Genomic DNA, 20,554 nt, shown 5'->3' with positions numbered 1-20,554 from the left:
TAAACTATGCCACTAGGACTTCTGGGATTACTCGATCTTTCAATTGTTACCGATCGGCTCGTTAAGCTGTTGGAAACCTATCGGCAGTCAACGCTGTTTCAGGGATTTGCTGCATTTACTGTATCCGGCAACCCGCCAGATAAGGTCTCCAAAGAAGGCGGCAGTCAACTCAGTATTTATTTATTCCACATCGAGTCAGACAAATTTCAGAAAAACAGTCCGGTTAGTGGTGCGAGAGATTCAAAAATTCCCTCTCAACCGTTGAGTTTGAACTTGTACTATCTGCTTAGTGCGTTTTCTGACAATGCAAACGGCGGCTATTTAGAAGAACAACAGGCAATGAGCATTGCCCTGCGGTGTTTTCATGAAAATCCGATTATTCGCACCAATGTGATTCTGGATGGGCAAACTGTTAAAGAAGAATTTTGCCTGACAATGGAGATGGAAACCGCCGATAGCTTGGGGCGGCTGTGGCAGGCATCGACCACTGCCATGCGGTTGGCAACGGTTTACAAAGTGAGCGTGGTGTTTATTACACCTCCTGCCCCTGCGATTTCCCCGGCGCCCGTGTGGGTGTTTCGGATTACGCCGGAAGTGCTTCCCTTCACCCTTCCTGGGCAATTACTCAGCACCTCTGCCAATCTCAGCTATCTCGCACCCGATGGGAAAACCTATAATATCTCGCCCTCGCCGGCTTTAGTTGCGGCGGGACAGCGGTTTTTCCTATATGGAACGGGGTTGACAGGGGTACAAGCGAGTCATCTTTACCTGCTGTCAGCAGATGGCACGGAAACAGATGTGACGAGTTGGATTCAGGCACGAGAAGCAACCCGTTTAGAGTTGCAGATACCATCAGTCAGTCCGCCTGCACCGGGAGTTTACCAGTTGCGAGTTGGGAATGATTTGGCGATCGCAAATCCCAGTGCGAGTCGATCTAATCCCACGCCTTTTAGTATTGCTGCCTTTGTCGATCCGAGTGGTGGCGCAGTGGTGAATGGTGTAATTGGGAGCGCGATCGCACTCTCAGGCCAGGGATTTGTACCCGGTAAGACTGACCTATTGCTAGGCAGCATCAAGCTGACCCGTGTAAGTAGCATCCCAGAAGCAGGGGACTTTCAGGTAGTAAATGCTACCACACTGCAATTGCAACTCCCCACAACGATTGCCTCGGGACGATATCTTGTACGAGTGCGAGTAAACCAGGTAGAGTCTTTACCTGCTAAGTGGGTGGAGGTGGCATGATGGCAAGCACAACGACCTGTCAGCCCCAAACCAGTCAACCTGCGATCGTGATGCGGGTGCGACTGTTTGCCCAGCGCCGATCGCTCTGGTTGCGCCATCTGTGGTCACAGCTAGATGTGGAAATGCCGGGAGAGATGGTAATTTCTGATACAGAGGTGCAGCATCTACTGACCAATCCCGAAGCCACCCAGGCGGCAGAAGTTTCCTTTTATACCCAGAATGCCGAGGCACGGCAGCTCGCTCACCAGATTCAAGCCGTTGAGCAGCAAGTTGCTCGCGATCGACAGTGGCAGCAGTTGCAACAGATGTTTGGCTTGTCAGTGCGGGAGCAGGATTTGTTGGCACTGGCGATCGCAGTTGCAGTCGAACCCTCACTGCGACGGGTATATGGCTACCTCCAGGATGATGCTACCGCAGGTTATGCTACGCCCCATCTGGCAGCCAGCTTGTTTCAGCAGTCAGGTTGGCACAGTTTCAGTCCACAATCGCCGCTGGTGCGCTGGCAACTGGCGTATCCTACACCGGAAAGCCGCCATCCCTGGGCGATCGCCACTGCTTGGATTGCCGATCCGGCGATCGTTAACTGGGCGATCGAGGGCGCTGGTTTAGACCCAGCACTGGGTCATGCCCTGCAACAGATCTGGCCCCTGGAAAATGTCAGCAACCATTGCCTTTACCCGGAACTACTCGCCCAGATGCAAGCTTTTGTGGAGTCGATGCTTAATCAGAGGCAAAAAACGGGGCCATTACCGCTTTCCTTGGAGTTGGTAGGGGCAGAGGGAACTGGCAAGCGAATCCTGGCGGCTCAACTTTGTTCTGCCTTAAAAATCCCATTGCTGGCGGTGAATGCGGGGCTGCTATTGGGGAGTGAAAGTTCCCCAGCTTTGGTAGCAGAACGACTAATGCGGGCAGTGCGGCAGGCAGCTTTGAGTGGCGCAGCCCTCTACTGGCACGGACTGGAAGACATCTCTGCCAAAATCTGGCAGAATCAACCGGAACTCGCACCTTTAACGCTTTTTAGCACCTCAAAGCCGATGATTTTGCAATGCCAGGGCTGTATCCATCGGGTGTTTTCCCTGCCTGCGCTGACTCTGGCGGCACGCATTCACCTCTGGGAGGGGTTGACAAATCTGCCACTACCTGTACCGATTCAGCAATGGCACCTCACCCCCGCAGAGATTGCCAATGCTGCCAGAGTTGCCTTTGCTGGAACCGAGGCTGCGATCGAAGTGTGTCGGCAGATGGTGTATCAAGCTCCGGGTGAGTTGTTTGTGTCGCTACCCTGCCCCTATGGCTGGGAGGACATTGTGCTAGCTGCTAATGTGCGGCAACATCTGACGGAACTGGAACAACAGGCACGTTTGCGCCCAGAGGTGTATCAGGAATGGGGATTTGAGCGGTTGTGTCCTATGGGGCAGGGGATTGCTGCTATGTTTGCAGGCCCCAGCGGAACAGGGAAAACGATGGCGGCGCAGGTGTTGGCGCGATCGCTCGATATGGAGCTTTACCGCATTGATTTAGCGGGGGTGGTGAATAAGTATATTGGGGAGACGGAAAAACGTTTGAAGCAGGTGTTTGATGCCTGCGAGCGATCGAATGTGTTGCTGTTTTTTGATGAGGCAGATGCGTTATTTGGGCAGCGGAGTCAGGTCAAAGATGCTCACGATCGCTATGCGAATATTCAGATTGATTACTTGTTGCAAAGGATGGAGCAATTTAATGGAATTGCGATTCTTGCCACTAACCGTAAGGGCGATTTAGATAAGGCATTTCTGCGGCGAATTCGGTTCATTGTCGATTTTATGCAACCGGGGCCGATCGAGCGGTTAGCGCTGTGGAAATTGGCGTTGTCGGAACGGACTCCGGCGGGAGAGGAGTTATTAGATGAAATTAACTGGCAGTTTTTGGCAGAACGGCTGAATATGACGGGAGCTAACATTAAAATGGCGGCTTTATCGGCAGCGTTTTTGGCTCGTGCGGATGGGACTCGAATCACGATGCAGCATATTTTGCACGCAGCGCAGCGGGAGATGACGAAACATGGTGTGGCGCTGCGCCCGGAGGATTGGGATGGTTTGGGAAACGGGCGAAGTTTGGTTTTGAATTAGCACTCGGGTAATTTCGGAGGAAAGGCTATGTTACAGGCTCCTATTAGCGATCGTAAAACCAAAGCTGAGGCAAGTTCCAGAACTCTTGAACACTTGCCAGAACAGGAGAGTGGGATGGCGCGATCTCATCCACTTCAACAGCGAGACAATTTAGCTGCTTTGCAGAAAGCCTATGGGAATCAGGCTGTTTTACGGATGCAGCAGAAGGAGAGATTATTCTTACAACGTAAAACCAAAGGAGGTGAAAGGGGTAGTGAAGTTTCGCCGATTGTTCATGAAGTTCTGAGTTTACCAGGCCAGCCTTTAAACTCTGACACTCGCACCCTCATGGAATCAAGCTTTGCACATGATTTTAGTCATGTACGACTACATACCGATGCAAGAGCGGCAGAATCAGCAAAATCCGTGGATGCTCTAGCTTATACGGTAGGAAAACACGTTGTGTTTGGAACCGGACAATACATGCCAAAGACACCTGCGGGTCAAAAGTTAATTGCCCACGAGTTAGCCCACACAATTCAACAGCGTGCAGGTAATTCAGCTATACTAACTCATCCATCAATTGACAATGCTAATAATCGGTCTAAACAGGAAGTTGAGGCAAGTGAAGCAGAAAACTATGTGACAGCAGGTCAACCAGTATCTGTTAATTTGTCTCTGTCAAACAATGTCATACTACAGCGCCAAACTGACAGCGATCAGGATGAAGATAGTGCCAGTACCCAAGCTCAAGATAGTACCAGTCAGCTAGAAAATAAGTCGCTTGATATAACTTTCTCTCAGACAAATACACTGACAGGTCCAGTGATTCCAGAGTGGCGAATATATGCCTCAACATCTCCTGGATGGGCTAGTGTCACCCCAGTTTACTGGTTAATTTCAAAGGGCGAACCTGTAGAACTTCCACATTTTCTTAAAGTAGAGTCAAGTAACGTGCTTAGATCTCCAAAGAAAGTGCAAATTGTTGAGGGGCGCTATTACGGTCATGAAGCAGTTGTTCCAGCTACTTCGCTTGTCTCAGCTACCGCAGCTAATCCAAAAGCTACCGCAAAATTCGACATATCTAAAGGAGAGTTTTGGTACGGCGGTAAGGGTCCTATTAGTGCAATGACGCAACCAGATAACCCTACACCAAAAGGTACGCATGACATCGAAATTCCTGATTTTCACCACGATCACGGAGCAAAATACGGAGACTTTGGTACAACCTGGTTTCGCCTTGGACATAGCGGTGATCGCTATTTGCATCCAGGGCGAGTTAGCCTTGGATGCACAACAATTAACCAAACTTCGGAATGGCCCCAAATCTGGAATTACTTGATCTCAGCGCGTAAAGATAATCAAAGTGTTGGTGAACTTGAAGTAGTTTAGTTATCCCTACTATGAAACTTTCACAACACTAGAGAGAAACTTTCAAAATACTAGAGACAACATTACTTAGTGTAACTTACGTATTTAAGAAAAAGCCATGCTACAAACTCCTACCAAAGATCGCAAAACTCAAACCACCACAAGTTCCAAAACTGCCGAACCTTTGCTGGGGCGGGAGCAATCTTCTCTGTTGTTGGGTCACAGAGATCGATCTCGTCAATCCCCAACTTTCCAACAAGGGAAAGATTTAGCTACTTTGCAAAAGACATACGGGAATCAGGCTGTTTTAAGGATGAAGGGGCGTTCTCCTGTAGCAAATCCTGTGAAAGGAGGGATATTGCAACGTAAATGTGCCTGTGGCAATAGTGCTGGGTCATCAGGAAGTTGTGCAGAGTGTCAGAGCAAGCAGGAGGGTATTTTACAAACTAAATTGAAGATCGGTGAACCGGGCGATCGCTATGAGCAGGAAGCCGATTATATAGCCGATCAAATCATGCGAATGCCTGAACCATCCCTTAAACCTCAGATTGAATCGAAAGAGGAAGAAGGGGAAATGATTCAGAGAAAAGCAGTGCCCAAACCTACCCCTCTGAATCGATCCCAATCCTCCTCCCAAGCCCCCCCCATTGTTCACAAAGTCATTAACTCTTCAGGACAACCTCTTGACTCCAAAACCCGTACCTTCATGGAATCTCGGTTTGGGTATGACTTCAGCCAAGTGCGGGTGCATGTCGATGGCGCGTCAGCAGATTCAGCATGGGCAGTGCGGGCGCGGGCATATACCACCGGACACGATATCGTGTTTGGGTCGGGCGAATATGCGCCTTCAACAGCGGAAGGCAAGAGACTCCTCGCGCACGAATTGGTACATATAGTTCAGCAAGGCAGAGTACGTGGTTCATCTTTGTGGCGCGTCCCCGCTCGGGATGGAATTCCCAATGGGCGTTATAGTTTTTCATCCAATTGTGGCTGGATTGATTGGTCTCACGCTGATCCTGGTCTGGCAAATACACTGATAACTCGGGTGCAAAATGCTTCCGATGCTCTGCGAGTGGCAGGGTCAAGTTCTCCATCTGGAACGGGGGATCTGATTACACCCACGATGACATCGAGTGTTCCTCGTGTAGGAGCAGTGCTTTCCAGTGCGAGTATGTCGGTACACTTGCTGCGACCGCTATCCTCTGATGAGATATTTGCAGTGGCACTAAGTTTATTCAAGAAGTTGTCCGTTGTATTTGAAACACAGCAGCAATGGACAGATTTGATTGGCAGTTCATCTTTTGCCCAGGAAGACCTGCCTTCAAACCTGATTGGTTTCTATCGTGCTGTACGAGGCTATTCTAGAGCCAGTATTGGAAGGTTCTGCGGCGAGTTGAGCACCAATGCTTCGTTAGCTGAATTCGATCGAGACCACGATTTCGAGAGAAACCGCAGTTTCTCTCCAGTCGGTATTTCTGGCACTTGGCCGGCTGAACTTTCAACGATCGACGATAGCCAAGCTCCTGCACTCTACGATATTCGATCCATCTCTGCTGTTCAAGGAACTGATAGTTTTCGGTTCTGCCCAATGTACCGAATAGAAGGCACGATCGGTGAAACCGATTTGTTAATCATTAGCGTCGGGGGCGTGCGATTCACTACAGCAGACAACGTACAGGTGGTGCCTACCTATCAGTTCCGTCCAGGCACTCATGGTGCTTATGGACACACGACTTTTGTAGAGGTAGAACCCAGAGGTTCAGCAGACAAAGCCGCGTTTGCAAGGCACGGCATTTCTTCACCTGTGTTTGTTCCACACAACATTTTGGTATGTTTGAGCAGTCAGGGCAACGTAGTATGACCGCTAATCTAAATAACTTGCTTGAAATACAAAAACTCAATCATTTAAAACTTAACGATAACCGTAACCTAATATGACAAACCTCAACATCGATCGCCTAACTCTAAAACTCTCTGGACTCTCCCAAAACCAGGGACAACACCTAGCACGATTAATTGCAGAAGGACTTGCCAACAGTGAAATTTCCAGTCACTCCGCCCGCGATTCACCTTCCTTGCAATTGAACATTACCGCCCAACCAAATGCCAACGTCGATCGCCTAGCCAATCAAATCGTGTCAGAAGTCTTGCGTCAGTTAAACCAAACCCTCGCTTAACAGAACCATCATGGCTGGAAAATTCATCAAAGGTGCCTTAGTTGAATTCATGGAGACGTTCTTAATCCCCTTGCCGAACGTCATCGTTTTCCAGTTCAACCCTGAAACCATAACTCATACTTGGACACAGCCAGAATCAGTGCGGGCTCAAAATGCCGAAGGTGATATCAATCCACTAGCAGTAAAAGGCGTACCCGGTGAATCGTTCTCTTTCACCATCCTTATGGATGCCAATGATGTGATTGCCGACGGCAGTCCTGTAGCTAAAGGTATTGCTGAAGTCAGTGGGATTTATTCCCGGTTAGCAGCGCTGGAGATGTTGCAGTTTCCCACACAAGCTGCCGCAGGCACCAAGCTAGTCGGTTCCGTATCTCTATCAGTTGGTTCTCAGGGGGCTTCTGCCAGTGTTTCTGCCAGCGCCTCGGCATCTGCACCCAAACGAGACATACCAGTGATGCAAGTACCGACGGTGTTATTCGTTTGGGGCCCAGGACGCATCGTGCCTGTGCGTGTCACCAATTTGACTATTACAGAAAAACTCTATGACAGTCTGTTGAATCCGATCCATGCTGAAGCACAGATTGGGTTGCGGGTGTTAACCCCAGAAGAACTCAAGTTTGTGACAGGGGATCTCAGCGAGATTGCTAAAGGTGCTTATACCTATTCTCAGGGATTGCGTCAGGCTTTGGCGATCGCCAATCTAGGCAACGCCGCCGAATCCATCATCGGTATGTTACCAATTTAAATTCACCAGGAGAGCGCTATGTTTTTTCCCGGCAGTCGCTACCAAACCGCAGGCACTTACTCAGTCACACTCCCCAATGGCAAAACCGTGCGGGCTACAAAACTTCCCTTACCCAGACAACCGCCACTATTGGGCTACCACCGCCGCTTAGACGGACAGCGGCTAGATCTAATCGCCAATCGCTACTTGAAAGATCCCACCGCCTTCTGGCAACTCTGCGATGCCAATGATGCCATGGTTCCCGATGCCTTGGCGGCCAGAGATTTAATCGGAATTCCCACCAAATCCTAAACTACAAAATAGATTATGGCTAGTAACTTCCAACTATTCCTAAATGGGACAGCGGCAGATGATAATCTGCAAAATGCGCTGTCTTCATTAGAAGTGGAAGAAAACGCCGATCTTCCTGGTGCCATACAACTGAATCTAAACATCAGTCGTTCCGAAGCAGAAGATTTAACCTTCGTCAACGATGCTGGATTGCAGCCCTTTGCTAATCTCGCAGTCGTAGCTACCGCAGAAGATAAACCCGACGAGTGCATTTTTGATGGCTACGTTCTAGCTCACAAACTGCATCTAGAAACCGGGATTACCAACTCCTCCCTGCAAGTCTGGGGACAGGATGCTTCCTGGCTGATGAACTTAGAAGAAAAAACACGGGAATGGGTTGATGTCACCGATGCCGATGTCGCAAATACCATTTTTAATCAATACGGTTTTACCCCCGCATCCGGTAACACCGCAGACGATTCTCCTTCCCACACAGAAGACGGGCACAGCCTGATGCAGCGAGGTTCAGATATCCAATTCCTCCGCAACCTGGCACGGCGGAATGGCAAACTCTGTCGCGTCGCCTGCACCGCTAAACCAGGGCAGCAGCATGGCTACTTTGCCAGTCCTAAGTTGGATGGCGACCCCGTTGTTACCCTAGTCTTAAATGACCCAGAAGCGTGGACTGTGAGGGCTTTAGACTTTGATTGGGATGTCACCCGTCCCAGTGCGGTGAAAGCAAGTCAGGCACTCTTTAATGACAGCAACGAAGATGGGGTAAGCGGCGACACAGACGATTCCGGATTAACTCCTCTAGATGCTCGCAAGCTGGCAGATTTTGCGGGCAAACCCATGACTGTGTTACTGACTGCCCCCGTAGACGATGCCGGGGAACTGCAATTGCGGGCAAAATCCCTGTTGCGAGAGTCCGGTTGGTTTGTCCGCTGTGAAGGGGAAGCAGATGTATCGCGGCTCAATGCGGTGTTGCGGGTGGGGACTGTGGTGCAAATTGAAGGGGTAGGCAGCCTCAACTCTGGCAAATACTACGTCTGGAATGTGCGCCATACCCTGACTCGCGATTCCCACAAAATGAAATTTACACTGGTTCGCAATGCGGTTGGGCCGCCACATAAAGGTAGCAGCGGATTGTTGGGAGGACTGTTATGAATGATGCCATGATGCTGGAGATTTTGGAGCGTGTCCGCAACCGTTTCTACGGTAAATACAGGGGTACTGTCACCGACATTGATACGGGTACGCTGCGAATTAAAGCCAAAGTCCCGGCGGTGTTGGGGCAGCAAAAAACCGGGTGGTGTATGCCTTGCGTACCTTATGCGGGAAGTAATGTGGGCTTTGCTTTTTTGCCAGAGGAAGGGACGGGAGTTTGGATTGAGTTTGAGGGTGGAGATGTCTCTTATCCCATCTGGACGGGTTGCTACTGGCGCGCGGATGAACAACCGGAAGATGCAACACCTACTGTTAAGGCGATCGTCACCAAGTCGGGACACAAAATCCTCTTGGATGACGATCGCGAAACTATTACGATCGCAGACTCCAACAACAACACCATCACCCTCGAATCCTCCGGTATCACTCTCGAACGACAGGGCAAAAAGGTGGTAATTAGCGATGCCAAAGTCGATGTCAACGATGGTTCATTAGAGGTAATTTGATGGCAAATTTATTGACTGCTGCCAGTGTGATGATGTGTCCCCACGGGGGAACAGTCAACGCCATCAGTTCCAACACCAAAACCAAGGCCGCCGGAAGTTACCTGTTACGCGCTTCCGACACCTTTATCATCGTTGGTTGTCCTTTAAATGTTGCCACCGTCCCTCATCCCTGCGTGCAAGTGCAATGGGTACAAACTGCATTGAAATCGAAGGCGATCGGGGATTTTAACTTAACAATGAACAGTGTTGGTTTGTGCGTCGCAGCAGATATGGCAGTGCAAGGAACGGTTTTGATTAATACAGCTCAACCCAAGGTTTCTGGGAGGTAGATGATGCTACGACAGGACTACGCTTTTCCATTTCGGATTGATGCTGCTTCCCGGCAAGCCGCCCAAACTAACTATGCTGCCCACGTGCAACAAATGATTCGGCAAGTGTTGCTGACTGCCCCTGGAGAACGGGTAAACCTGCCTGAATTCGGCTGTGGTTTGCGACAGTTAATCTTTGCTCCCCATTCAGAGGCGCTGGATACCACCACCAAATTGATTGTATTTCAAGCACTTAATCGCTGGCTGGCCGGACAGATTGATGTCAAAGCCGTGAAGGTCATTCCACCAGGAACCACCACCGAACAAGGGGAATTGCTCGATCAATCTCAATTACTGATCTTGGTTGAGTACGTGTTAATTGAAACGCAATCCAATCAACGTCTAGAGGTGAGATTGCCATCATGACAGTAGAACCTAAAAATCGCCGATCGCGCTTAATTGCCTCAACCACCTTTAACGGCATTGATTTTGTCGAAATTGCCAGTGCCGATCAAAAAACACTGCGGGTTCACTTCCTCAATCCAGTGGCGCTTCAGGGAACAGTCAGTGCCGTTACGATTACTGGCGGTGAAACGATCGCAACAGTTAAGGTTAACCCAATTCAAGACTCAGACTGGAGCACAGAAGAAGGTCATCTTTTACTAACTCTGCGCGTTGCGGCTCCCGGTGACTTTTCCCGCTACACCCTCAGCCTCACCAGTCCTAAATTAGATGCCTTTTTTAGTCAAGTTATTTTTTCATTTAAAGTCCTCTGTCCTTCCGATCTCGATTGCGCGCCCGCACCGCCAGACTGTCCTCCATTATCGGAAGATTTACCGCCGATCGACTATCTAGCAAAGGATTTCCTGAGCTTTAGGCGGGCGCTGTCCGACTTTTCGGCTTTGCGTTACCCCGACTGGCAAGAACGATCGGAAGCCGATTTTGGGATGATGTTTATGGAGGCGTTATGTGCGCTTGCTGATGACCTCAGTTATACCCAGGATCGGATTGCCGCTGAAGCCACCCTGGAAACGGCTACTCAACGCCGCTCCATCCTGCACCATGCCCGTCTAGTGGACTACGAACCCCGTCCTGCGACGGCCGCTACTACCCTGCTACAACTCGATGTAACGGGTAACTCAATTGCTTCCGGGTTAATTGTTAGCGCTCAGGCTCCAGATGGTGCGACCATTTACTTTGAAATAGGTACAGGCTTGGTCGATCGGTCTGTCGATCGACCGACGTTGAATACAAAAACTTACCTCGTAGATCCTCGCTGGAATCGACATAATCGCAGTCAGACTACTAAACCCTACGAAGGGATGAAGCCATACTATTGGGATGACAGTCAGCGCTGTCTGCGGGCTGGTTCTACCGATCTATGGATTGAGAATTTAAATGGTCAATCCTTTGGATTTCCAGATGACGAGAATCTTCTAAATCATCGATTTTTACTGTTAATTGAAACCAGGGGCGCAACCCCAGCAGATCCGCCAATTCGAGAAGTCGTTCGGTTGATAAAAACAGAGTTCAAGGACGATCCGCTGTTTAATGTCGGCCTGACTCATTTAATCTGGCGATCGGAAGATGCGTTGCAATTCGATCGCGACTTAACACCAGACAAGCAGGGAGAGTTGAAGACTATTGTAGTCGGCAATCTCGTTCCAGCCACCCAGGGCAGGCGCTATACCGAAACCTTTGCCATTCCGAAAGATCCGGAAACGCATACTAATACTGCCATTCCCCAGGCGATCGCCCGTGAGGGACGCTACGCGAACGCCGCACAAAATTCTCATCCCTCCCACCCAGCCCGGCCGCCGGCAAGAATTCCGCAATACCTGTACACTCTCCGTGTTGCTCCCCTGGCATGGCTAGCATCCGATGAGCCCGATCTACCTCCATTGCCAGAAATTCTCCTGCAACCACAAGCCAGTGGCAATCCCTGGCAATGGCGCAGAAAACTGCTGGATGCAGAGCAGTTTGAATCTGCCTTTACCCTCGATCCAGCAAAATACAGCCGAATTGCCCGCATCAAAGATGGTTCAAGCTTTCAAGAACACCTGGATTACGATGGCGATGAAGGTGACACAATCCGCTTTGGGGATGGGATTTTCGGCGAGATTCCCGATCGAGAAACCGTGTTTCAAGTAACTTACCGGGTTGGGGGAGGTGCGATCGGCAATGTGGCGGCAGATGCGATCGCCCGCATCGATTCCACTGCGCTTGCGTCGATCGCTGCTGTCACCAATCCTTTCCCGGCAACAGGTGGAGCCGATCGCGAACCCACTGAACGAGTGCGCCGGCTGGCACCCCAGGCATTTCGCGCCAAACAATTTCGCGCGGTGCGATCGCAGGACTATCAAGCAGCAGCCCAAACCCTTCCCTGGGTGCAGCGGGCAGGCACCGTCTTTCGCTGGACTGGAAGCTGGCTCACGGTTTTCACAACTCCAGATCCGTTAGACAGCGAAGCCTTAACCGTGCCGCAACACACCCAACTGATTGACCTGTTGAATCGGTATCGACTGGCAGGATACGAGTCCTACGTCCCCTCTCCACGCTATATCTCTCTGGATTTGCGGGTGCAGGTGTGCGCTCGTCCAGATGCGTTTCGGGGAGATGTGGAAGCGGCTTTGCTGGTGGCTTTGAGTGCTACCAGGCAGAGGGATGGTACGACTGGATTTTTCCATGTCGATCGCTGGACATTTGGTATGTTTCTAGAGCGCAGTGCTCTAGAATCTGCGATTCAAAATGCTGGTGGTGTTGCAGGAGTTGTTGCCATTCAATACCGTCAACGTGGCATCACAAATATATTCCTGGACTTACCCGATACGGTGCAGATTCCCGTGGATGCCATACTGCGATTGGATAACGACCCCAGCCGACCGGAACGGGGTTCGCTAAACATTACCGTGGAGGGAGGCAAATGAACGATTCACCGATTTGTCCTTGTGAAGGCTTTACCCATCCTGCGGTTTTGTTTAATCCGCCTGGACGAGATGCGATCGCCTATCGTGCAGGCACTTATCTTACCTTCCGTCGATCGCTGTTGCAATCCCTTCCCCATGAAACTGAACTGACTCAATGGCGACCCGGTGCCAAACGAGATCTAGCATTGCAATTGGTGGAGTGGTGGGCGTATCTGGCAGACATTCTCACCTTTTACAACGAACGTATTGCTAACGAGTCCTACCTCAAAACTGCTGATTTGCCAGAAAGCGTGCAGGGGCTGATCCAAATTTTGGGCTATCGTCCCCGTCCTGGCATCGGTGCGCGCGGTGTGGTAGCAGCTTTAACCAACCATCCCACTTTATTCACACTACCCCAAGGATTCCAGATTCAGAGCAAACCGGGGCCTGGCAAACAGCCCCAAATCTTTGAGTTGGATGTCGATAGGTCGATCGAACCATTGGATGCTGTGACGGCGGTACCGCTTGCCAATCCCAAGCTGCTGGTGGGGGCTAGCGTGTTGCTTCAGGGCAAAGTCACTACGGTGAAAGCAGGCGATCGACTTTTGTTGATAGAAAAGGGGTGGAACGGTTCAGGGAACTACGCCCTGGTTGTAGTGCAGCAGGTACAGCCGGAAAAAGACCCCGCCGGCAACACCAACACCCGCGTTACCTTTACCAGCACTCCCACCTTAGGAAATGCCGAAGCACGCCAATTTCGACTGCTCAAGAGCGATCGATCGGCTCACGTTTGGCAACATCCAGCCAATCCAGGAGTGGTCATTCAGGAAAATCAGGTGCATCTGGAGGCGATCGCCCGTCAAATCAAAGCCGGCGATCCGATTCTGTTTGAAATCCCGTCACAACCTCGTTTTACAGCCGTGACTGCAATGCCGATCGTGTCCGCAGTGAATTTGCTGGTTGAGGACACTAGCTTGAGACGCACCTTGTCGATCGGGACTGGTGTGACTCGGAAGCGCTCTACTGAGTTACCAACACCTGCCGCCCAATTGGTTAGCGTCAGTGAATACACTGAGGTAATCTGGTATGCGAATGGCGATCGTGCTAATCCTGCACTAACACCTACACCGCCGCTCCCAGCTAATGTTCCCCTAATCCCGATCCCCCATACACAACTGAGCTTCACCCGAGCTTTAAGCGGCAATTGGGATGCTCAGAAGACACAAGTCATCGTGCATTACGATTGGCAGGATGTCGGGCAGTTAATCGAAACACCTGCCACGGCTTTTCACAGTGCAGATCCCAGAATTGTGACTGCCAGCGCGATCGCCTTTCCGACTGATAGCAGTACGCTACCGATCCAACTGGAGGATGCCAACAATCAGGGCATCGCAGCTAATGCCACAGCCGGCAGTTCACCGTCCCTTCTGCAATTATCCAACCTTGCCGAGACCAATCTCGAACTAAAATCCCCCCTGCGGGTACTTCTAAATCTACTACCCGTCTCGCGAGGGCAAACCATCACCAATGAAGTGCTGGGAAGTGGAAATGCCAGCCTTGCTGGACAGGAATTTAGCTTAAACAAATCGCCACTGACATATCTACTCGATCCCGAATCATCTTCTGGTAAGGATTACAAAAGTACGTTGCGGCTTTGGGTGAATGACATTGAATGGCGAGAAGTCCCCAGTTTCTACGGACAGGCTGCTGATGCCCGCATCTTTGTTACCCGCGAAGATGTTGACCAGAAAACCCATGTTTTGTTTGGGGATGGGGTGAATGGATCTAGACTCCCGACTGGCAGTAACGTGGTTGCCACCTATCGCTATGGTAGCGGTGCAGCAGCCCCGGAACCGGGCACGTTAAATGTCATTGTCAAACCGTATCCCAACCTCAAAGCGATTCGTAACCCTGTGGCAGTAGGCGGAGGTGCTGACCCCGATCCGCCCCAACAAATTCGCCGCTATGCACCGCGATCGGTTCTTACCTTCGATCGCGCTGTTTCAGCAGATGATTATGAGACGATCGCGGCCCAGGCCCCCGGTGTGGCGCGATCGCGGGCTTATTGGACTTGGGATGCTGGCGAAGGGCGATCGCTGGTGGTGATTTATGTGGGGGACGATATCAGTGCGGTAACAGCCGCCACCACTGCCTTGAGAAATGCTGCCGATCCCAACCGTCCGGTATTAATCAAACAGGCGATCGCGATCCCGATTCGGCTCAACCTGTCGTTAAAAATTGAGCCATCTTATGCCCCAAAGCCAGTTGTAGCAGCAGTGAGAACTGCTTTGCTGGACGCAGATACCGGATTATTTGGCACGAATGCGGTGCGAATTGGTCAATCAATTTATCAAAGCCAGATCTGCGCCGCCTGTCTGCAAGTTTCTGGGGTGATGGCAGTACACGGGCTGATGTTCCTCAAAGGTTCTGACAGCGGGTTTGTCTTGGATACCTCCTACCGCCACGATCCGGGGGAAGGTAAATTTTATCAACTATCTACCGATCGAGACTTGCAGGTGACAGCGGAGGTGCCGGGATGAATGGGAACGATCGCGACCATTACGAAAACTACTATGCCGATCGACTCTGGAATTTGCTACCTGCCATTTATCGGGCAGAGGACAGTACCGTTCTCGATCGTAACGGGCCTTTGCGAGAACTGGTCGATCGCCTAGGATCGCAAGCCGCCATTCTGCGCCGCAGCCTAGATCGCCTGTGGGCCGATCAATCGATTGAAACCTGCGATGATTGGGTAATTGCCTATATCGGCGATCTGTTGGCGACTAATTTGGTGGCCAGCCTCGATGCGCGAGGACAACGCCTGGATGTTGCCAAAACAATCTACTACCGCCGTCGCAAGGGGACGGTGGCAATTCTAGAAGAAATTGCAGCGGACATTACCGGATGGGATGCACGAGTGGTGGAGTTTTTCCGCCGCCTGGGGCGCACTCGCCATAATTTCGATCCGGCGATCGGATTACCTTCAGAAACTGACGATCCAACCGGCAACCGGAAATTGCAGCAGGCGCAAGGATTGGTGGGAAACTTGACCCAAACCTCGATCGGTGGCTGGGCAGATTTGCGAAACATCTATGGGGCATCAAAAACACACTCGGCCTTTGACGAGTTTTTCTATACTGCCGATGTTCGACGCGGTAAAGGACAGGTTGGCTGGCACAATATTCCCCGTTTAGGGGTGTTTCTCTGGCGACTGAAAAGTTTTGGCTTGGATTACACTACGCCTGTGGCGGTTAAAGGCTGTCCCGGTCACTACACGTTCGATCCAACCGGGCGCGTGTTTGACCCCACAGATCCCTTGGTGGGGGTGTTTGCTAGAAGTTTGCCGGCGTTTGACCCCCCCGATCGCTGGGTGTCTCCTGCAGAATGGCAATTGCCCGCACCCATCAGTCGATCGCTTCTGGAACTAGACTTGCAAGCACAAGAGCAAGAACTTTATGCGGCGATCGATCCTACCGACAGCACCAAAGTTAGAGTCAATTCTCTCGGCGTTTACCGCAAGCCGGGGAGTTTTTATGAGTTAGTACCCGCCGCCATTCCTACTCCCGAAACGCCTGCAAGACCTGCTCCACAAGTCACGATATATCCCAAATACGGTCGATTCAAAATACTCAATTCTCAACCAGACGAGAACATATACGTCACTTATCACTACGGTTTTTCGTCTACTTTGGGTGCGGGTTCTTACGATCGCCGCCTGATTAACACAACTGCAACCGCCACACCCGAACCAACCATTGAAATCGCGGGCGGTGACAGTGAATTGTCTGCTCCCCTGACCACTTTAGCTCCGACCGGAACAATTACTCTAAAAGATTCTCTGACCTATACTGCTATCAGTAATGTTGGAGATAATACGACTCCGATTCAAGCCGTGACGATTCAGGCAGAAAACCGGAAACGTCCAGTTTTGCGCCCACCCGCAACGGCAACAAATCCAATCGCCTGGATTTTCTATGGCGCATCCGGCAGTCATTTAATTTTAACGGGACTGTTGATTAGTGGCATTGATATTGTGCTTCAAGGCGAATTTGACTCTGTGACTTTGAATTGCTGCACCCTCGATCCAGGTCATTTCGACAGTGACACTAATAAGTATGTTTTGGCGGCAGATGGTAAAGTGTTAAGTGCCTCGCATTTGTTGGTAGAAGCCCAGGTAAATTACCTGACGATCGATCGCTGTATTACCGGGCCAATCGCCACTCGCGCCACGGGAAATATTACCCAATTAAGCATCAGCGATAGCATCATTCAGGCATTTGATTCAGAACACACTTTGAACTTAACCAATGGCGAGGTTCGCCTCAATCGCTGCACGCTTTTAGGAGGTGCCAAAGTACATCGCTTAGAAGCCAGCGAATGTATTTTGAACGACGTTGTTAAGGTGGAAAATCCACAGCAGGGGTGCGTTCGTTTTAGTGCCTGGGCAACAGGTAGCGTGCTCCCCCGTCCCTACGAAAGTGTTGAGATTCCACCCAAGGAACCCCTGTTTACCAGTCGGGTGTTTGGTCATCCGGGCTATGCCCAACTCCAGTCAGGTGCCGATGTCACTATTAAATCTCACACCGGAGGTGGGATTGCGACCATTCTAGAGGGGGCTGAGGATGGTTCAGAGATGGGAGCCTTTGCTCGCGAAAAAAATGCGATTAAGGAGCGCAGTTTGCGTATTAAGTACGAAGAATATATGCCTTTGGGGTTAGTCCCCGTTATTGTTTACGTTACCTGAAACAACCTGTGAGGAATCACTATGGGAAGCGATCGAGCCAGAATTTCCTACGACCAAACCCAAAAATACCGGGCGGTAGTAGCACAGCAAGGACGAGTAACCTTGGAGGCAGATTTGAATGAAGCCCAACAAATTGCCAGCGAGGAATTGCGGGAAGAAACCCTGGATTTTGTGGGTGCCAGCGGCACGCCCGACAATGGCTATGAAGTGATTTCCGCAGCCCAACCATTTGACTTCGCGACTAGGGCTGGCACGATGTATGTCGGTGGTGTGCGAGCGTTTTCTACTAAAGCGATCGAGTATAGCAACCAGCTAGATTGGTTAGATCGTGTGGGCGATCCGCTTTGGGTGGATCTGAATGAGTTTGCCAATGCGCTGTCGGCTCAGGAATTGGTTTATTTGCTGCTACGGGAACAGGAAGTCAGCGCAGTTGAGGATTCTGCCCTGTTAGAAAAAGCACTGGGTGGCCCGGATACAACGCAACGCTTGCGGCTAATTCAACACATTGTCCGACTGCAAACCAAAGGTGAAAATTGCAGTTGGGCTCTTGATGAAGCCATCGAAATTTGGCGCGCTAAACAGGGCTTGGAGTTGGATCGCTCAACCCTACAACTGTTATCTTCCGCTACACTGAAAGTCAGCTTTTCTCCCCCGACAACTCCTGCGGATCTTTGTGAACCGGAAGCCCGCAGCGGCTATCTAGGTGCAGAAAATCAACTGATCCGAGTTCAGATTTCCGGCACTAACCAACTGGTTTGGGGCTTTGATAATGCAGCCTTCCTTTATCGAGCAGAAGTTGTCAGCAACCAGATTTTGCGACTGAAATCACGTCCTGTGGATGATTTTCACCGTCCCCGCGCCAATCAGGCCGTCGAGATTTTGCGATCGGCTGCACAATTGAATAATCAAGAATATATTGCTGCTGCTACCGGACTGGTAACAACACTTACGGCGCCCTACAATCCCGATACGCGCGAAGTTAGTTTAGCCGCCGGATTGTCAACAGAATACCTCGATCAAAAGGAGACTCCTCGCCTGTTTTTGCGGGTTTGGGAAGAAGCCATTCCCTTTACTCCCGGTGTGGCAGTTACCTTAGGACAAACCGGATTGCAAGTCACTTTACAAACCATCAATAATCAACCATTTCACATTGGAGACTATTGGCAAATTGCCGTCCGTCCGGGGGAGCCGACTGAAGTTTACCCACCTCGCTATCTGGAAGCCCCTCAACCTCCTAATGGGCCGCGTTTGTGGGCGTGCCCTTTAGCGGTAATCGGTTGGAAGGATAGGCGGCTAAGCGTTATTGAAGATTGCCGCCATCCATTTGATAGTTTGGTAGACCTAACACGACGGAATCAAGGCGGATGCTGCACTGTAACCGTTAGACCTGAAGATTTAACGCCGGAAAGAACGCTGCAATCGATCCTGGATAGATTTGCGAGTCGAAATCGCCCTAATCGAGACCACATCACTATCTGTCTGATGCCCGGTATCTACCAGTTACCGCAATCCCTGCAATTAGGCCCACAGCACTCTAATTTCACTTTACAAGGCTGCGGTGATGGTGCTGAACTCCAAGCAGCACCGGGTAAAGAAGTGAATTTCTTACATGGGTTAATTGTATTAAATCGTGCCAATTACGTTACCTTACGCAACTTGAGATTTCAACTTCCGATCGTGCCTTTCGTTAAGGCAGGGGGAATTTTGACACCTTTCCCAGGCTCACGGCGACCTGAAATCTCAAGGGGCGAGCAATTGAATTTTGGCGAGAGGTTTCAGAAAACACTGCGAGTATCGATCGGCATTCGTCCATTGCATTGCGCTTTGCTCGCGGTAGAGAATTGCCTGTTTCGTTTTGCGATCGAAAAAACCATCAACCTGTTTGCCGTTGGGATTTTTGCAGGTAGTGAATGTTGGGAATTGCAGCTAGTCAACAATCGATTTCTACGCGATGAAGAATACCTAATCACCCAAGAGAAAACCACCGAAAACGAACAGCGTTTCCTGCTCGGTTATCTGTTGTCTCCTAGCTTGATTCCTACTAAAGAACCGAGGCAATTTAATATCGTGCCATCACTTTTGCAAGATGCGGTCATTCGCGATAACCGCTTCACCGGGTTAACCACAGCAATGTTGATTTTGGCAGATACCGGGATGGTGCGCTTAGAAAGCAATACAGTCTTGCAGTGCATCTCTGGTTTTTTGTTGACCCCAATTGAACTTGGGGAACTTTTGGGAGCAAATATTGAAACCGCTTTACTCGGGTTCTTATTCCCATTGCCGGAATCTTTTGATGAGCGTGAGTTAGCCCAGAAGTATGAGGAAAATGTCCAGAATATTCCAGGTATCGATCGCTTATCTCTCTCACTCCATGCCTCAGCCAATGACATTGATACACAGGTAACGGAGGGAGCTCAGGTACTTTCTGGCCCTGGTTTGGTGGTTGCTGGGAATAAACGTCAGAATCCAGATCGACGTAGGGAAAGAGGTAATCGCGATCGGCTGACAACTAGCAGTGTTCTCTTAACCGCCAACAAATTCCGCAATCACATTCCTACAGAAAATAAGAACAATTTTCTGGGAACAGTCTCGATTTCAGATGTAGAACGCTGTACTGTAACCGGAAACTTAATTCTTAACGAGAGTCCTGGAGAAGCAGCCATCAGTTTGGTAATGTCAAAGATATCAGCAAGCTCAGTTACAGGCAATATATTTCATGGTAGACCACAGCCACCGTTGCCCGATCTCTTGAATACTACAATCATCAGTTAACTGTTGCTCTCCTTGCTTTGCCAACCCGCAGGCGCGCGCAACACCATCAAGGAACTCTTCATATCATGTCCGATCGATTACCATCAAAAAAACGTCCAATCTAATTGCGGTTAATTGATCGGACACGATATCACCAGGCTCGCGAGCCGGCTAGCCATAAGCAGCCTGCGTTGAAGTTTGGATTAGTTGCAAAGCTCGCACCCTAGTTTAATAAGGTACGCGCTTTGTACTTGACGCTATTCTGTACGGAGAGGGTGGG

General features: G+C 50.3%; 15 protein-coding genes. All 15 read left to right on the top strand.

Translation table 11 applies throughout. The features are described from left to right. Positions 1-6 precede the first annotated feature (6 nt). Positions 7-1,242 carry a Pvc16 family protein gene (locus QUB64_RS09900; RefSeq protein ID WP_333267924.1) on the top strand — a complete coding sequence of 412 codons (1,236 nt, stop codon included), beginning with the start codon at positions 7-9 and terminating at the stop codon, positions 1,240-1,242. Then, complete coding sequence (locus tag QUB64_RS09895; RefSeq protein ID WP_333267926.1) at positions 1,239-3,350, top strand: ATP-binding protein; 2,112 nt, start codon at positions 1,239-1,241, stop codon at positions 3,348-3,350. Before QUB64_RS09900 ends, QUB64_RS09895 begins: the two co-directional genes overlap by 4 nt. Before the next feature lie 27 nt (positions 3,351-3,377). Further along, entirely contained in the window at positions 3,378-4,721 is a 1,344-nt protein-coding gene (locus QUB64_RS09890) for an eCIS core domain-containing protein (RefSeq protein WP_333267928.1), read from the top strand. A 97-nt stretch (positions 4,722-4,818) separates the two neighbouring features. Next, positions 4,819-6,561 carry an eCIS core domain-containing protein gene (locus QUB64_RS09885; RefSeq protein ID WP_333267930.1) on the top strand — a complete coding sequence of 581 codons (1,743 nt, stop codon included), beginning with the start codon at positions 4,819-4,821 and terminating at the stop codon, positions 6,559-6,561. A 73-nt stretch (positions 6,562-6,634) separates the two neighbouring features. Next, entirely contained in the window at positions 6,635-6,877 is a 243-nt protein-coding gene (locus QUB64_RS09880) for a hypothetical protein (RefSeq protein ID WP_333267932.1), read from the top strand. Between the two features lie 10 nt (positions 6,878-6,887). Then, a complete protein-coding gene (locus QUB64_RS09875) occupies positions 6,888-7,622 on the top strand; it encodes a hypothetical protein (protein ID WP_333267934.1) in 735 nt (244 codons plus the stop codon). A gap of 18 nt (positions 7,623-7,640) precedes the next feature. Then, positions 7,641-7,913, top strand: coding sequence for a hypothetical protein (locus QUB64_RS09870; RefSeq protein WP_333267936.1), 273 nt, complete (start codon positions 7,641-7,643; stop codon positions 7,911-7,913). Positions 7,914-7,928: 15 nt separating this feature from the next. Next, entirely contained in the window at positions 7,929-9,059 is a 1,131-nt protein-coding gene (locus QUB64_RS09865) for a phage late control D family protein (protein WP_333267938.1), read from the top strand. Next, on the top strand, positions 9,056-9,565 hold the full coding sequence (locus QUB64_RS09860) for a phage baseplate assembly protein V (RefSeq protein ID WP_333267940.1): 510 nt from the start codon (positions 9,056-9,058) through the stop codon (positions 9,563-9,565). Before QUB64_RS09865 ends, QUB64_RS09860 begins: the two co-directional genes overlap by 4 nt. Beyond that, a complete protein-coding gene (locus QUB64_RS09855) occupies positions 9,565-9,894 on the top strand; it encodes a hypothetical protein (protein ID WP_333267942.1) in 330 nt (109 codons plus the stop codon). The genes QUB64_RS09860 and QUB64_RS09855 overlap by 1 nt, the downstream gene beginning before the upstream one ends. After that, positions 9,895-10,299, top strand: a complete 405-nt coding sequence (locus tag QUB64_RS09850) for a GPW/gp25 family protein (RefSeq protein WP_333267944.1) — start codon at positions 9,895-9,897, stop codon at positions 10,297-10,299. Further along, a complete protein-coding gene (locus QUB64_RS09845) occupies positions 10,296-12,800 on the top strand; it encodes a baseplate J/gp47 family protein (protein ID WP_333267946.1) in 2,505 nt (834 codons plus the stop codon). Before QUB64_RS09850 ends, QUB64_RS09845 begins: the two co-directional genes overlap by 4 nt. Beyond that, positions 12,797-15,319, top strand: coding sequence for a baseplate J/gp47 family protein (locus QUB64_RS09840; RefSeq protein ID WP_333267948.1), 2,523 nt, complete (start codon positions 12,797-12,799; stop codon positions 15,317-15,319). The genes QUB64_RS09845 and QUB64_RS09840 overlap by 4 nt, the downstream gene beginning before the upstream one ends. Continuing rightward, complete coding sequence (locus QUB64_RS09835) at positions 15,316-17,523, top strand: hypothetical protein (RefSeq protein WP_333267950.1); 2,208 nt, start codon at positions 15,316-15,318, stop codon at positions 17,521-17,523. The genes QUB64_RS09840 and QUB64_RS09835 overlap by 4 nt, the downstream gene beginning before the upstream one ends. Before the next feature lie 21 nt (positions 17,524-17,544). After that, positions 17,545-20,295, top strand: coding sequence for a DUF6519 domain-containing protein (locus QUB64_RS09830; protein WP_333267952.1), 2,751 nt, complete (start codon positions 17,545-17,547; stop codon positions 20,293-20,295). Positions 20,296-20,554: the final 259 nt, after the last annotated feature.

It is taken from the genome of Microcoleus sp. Aus8_D2 (assembly GCF_036702665.1).
GTDB lineage: Bacteria > Cyanobacteriota > Cyanobacteriia > Cyanobacteriales > Microcoleaceae > Microcoleus.
This window is presented reverse-complemented; position numbering and strand designations above follow the sequence as displayed.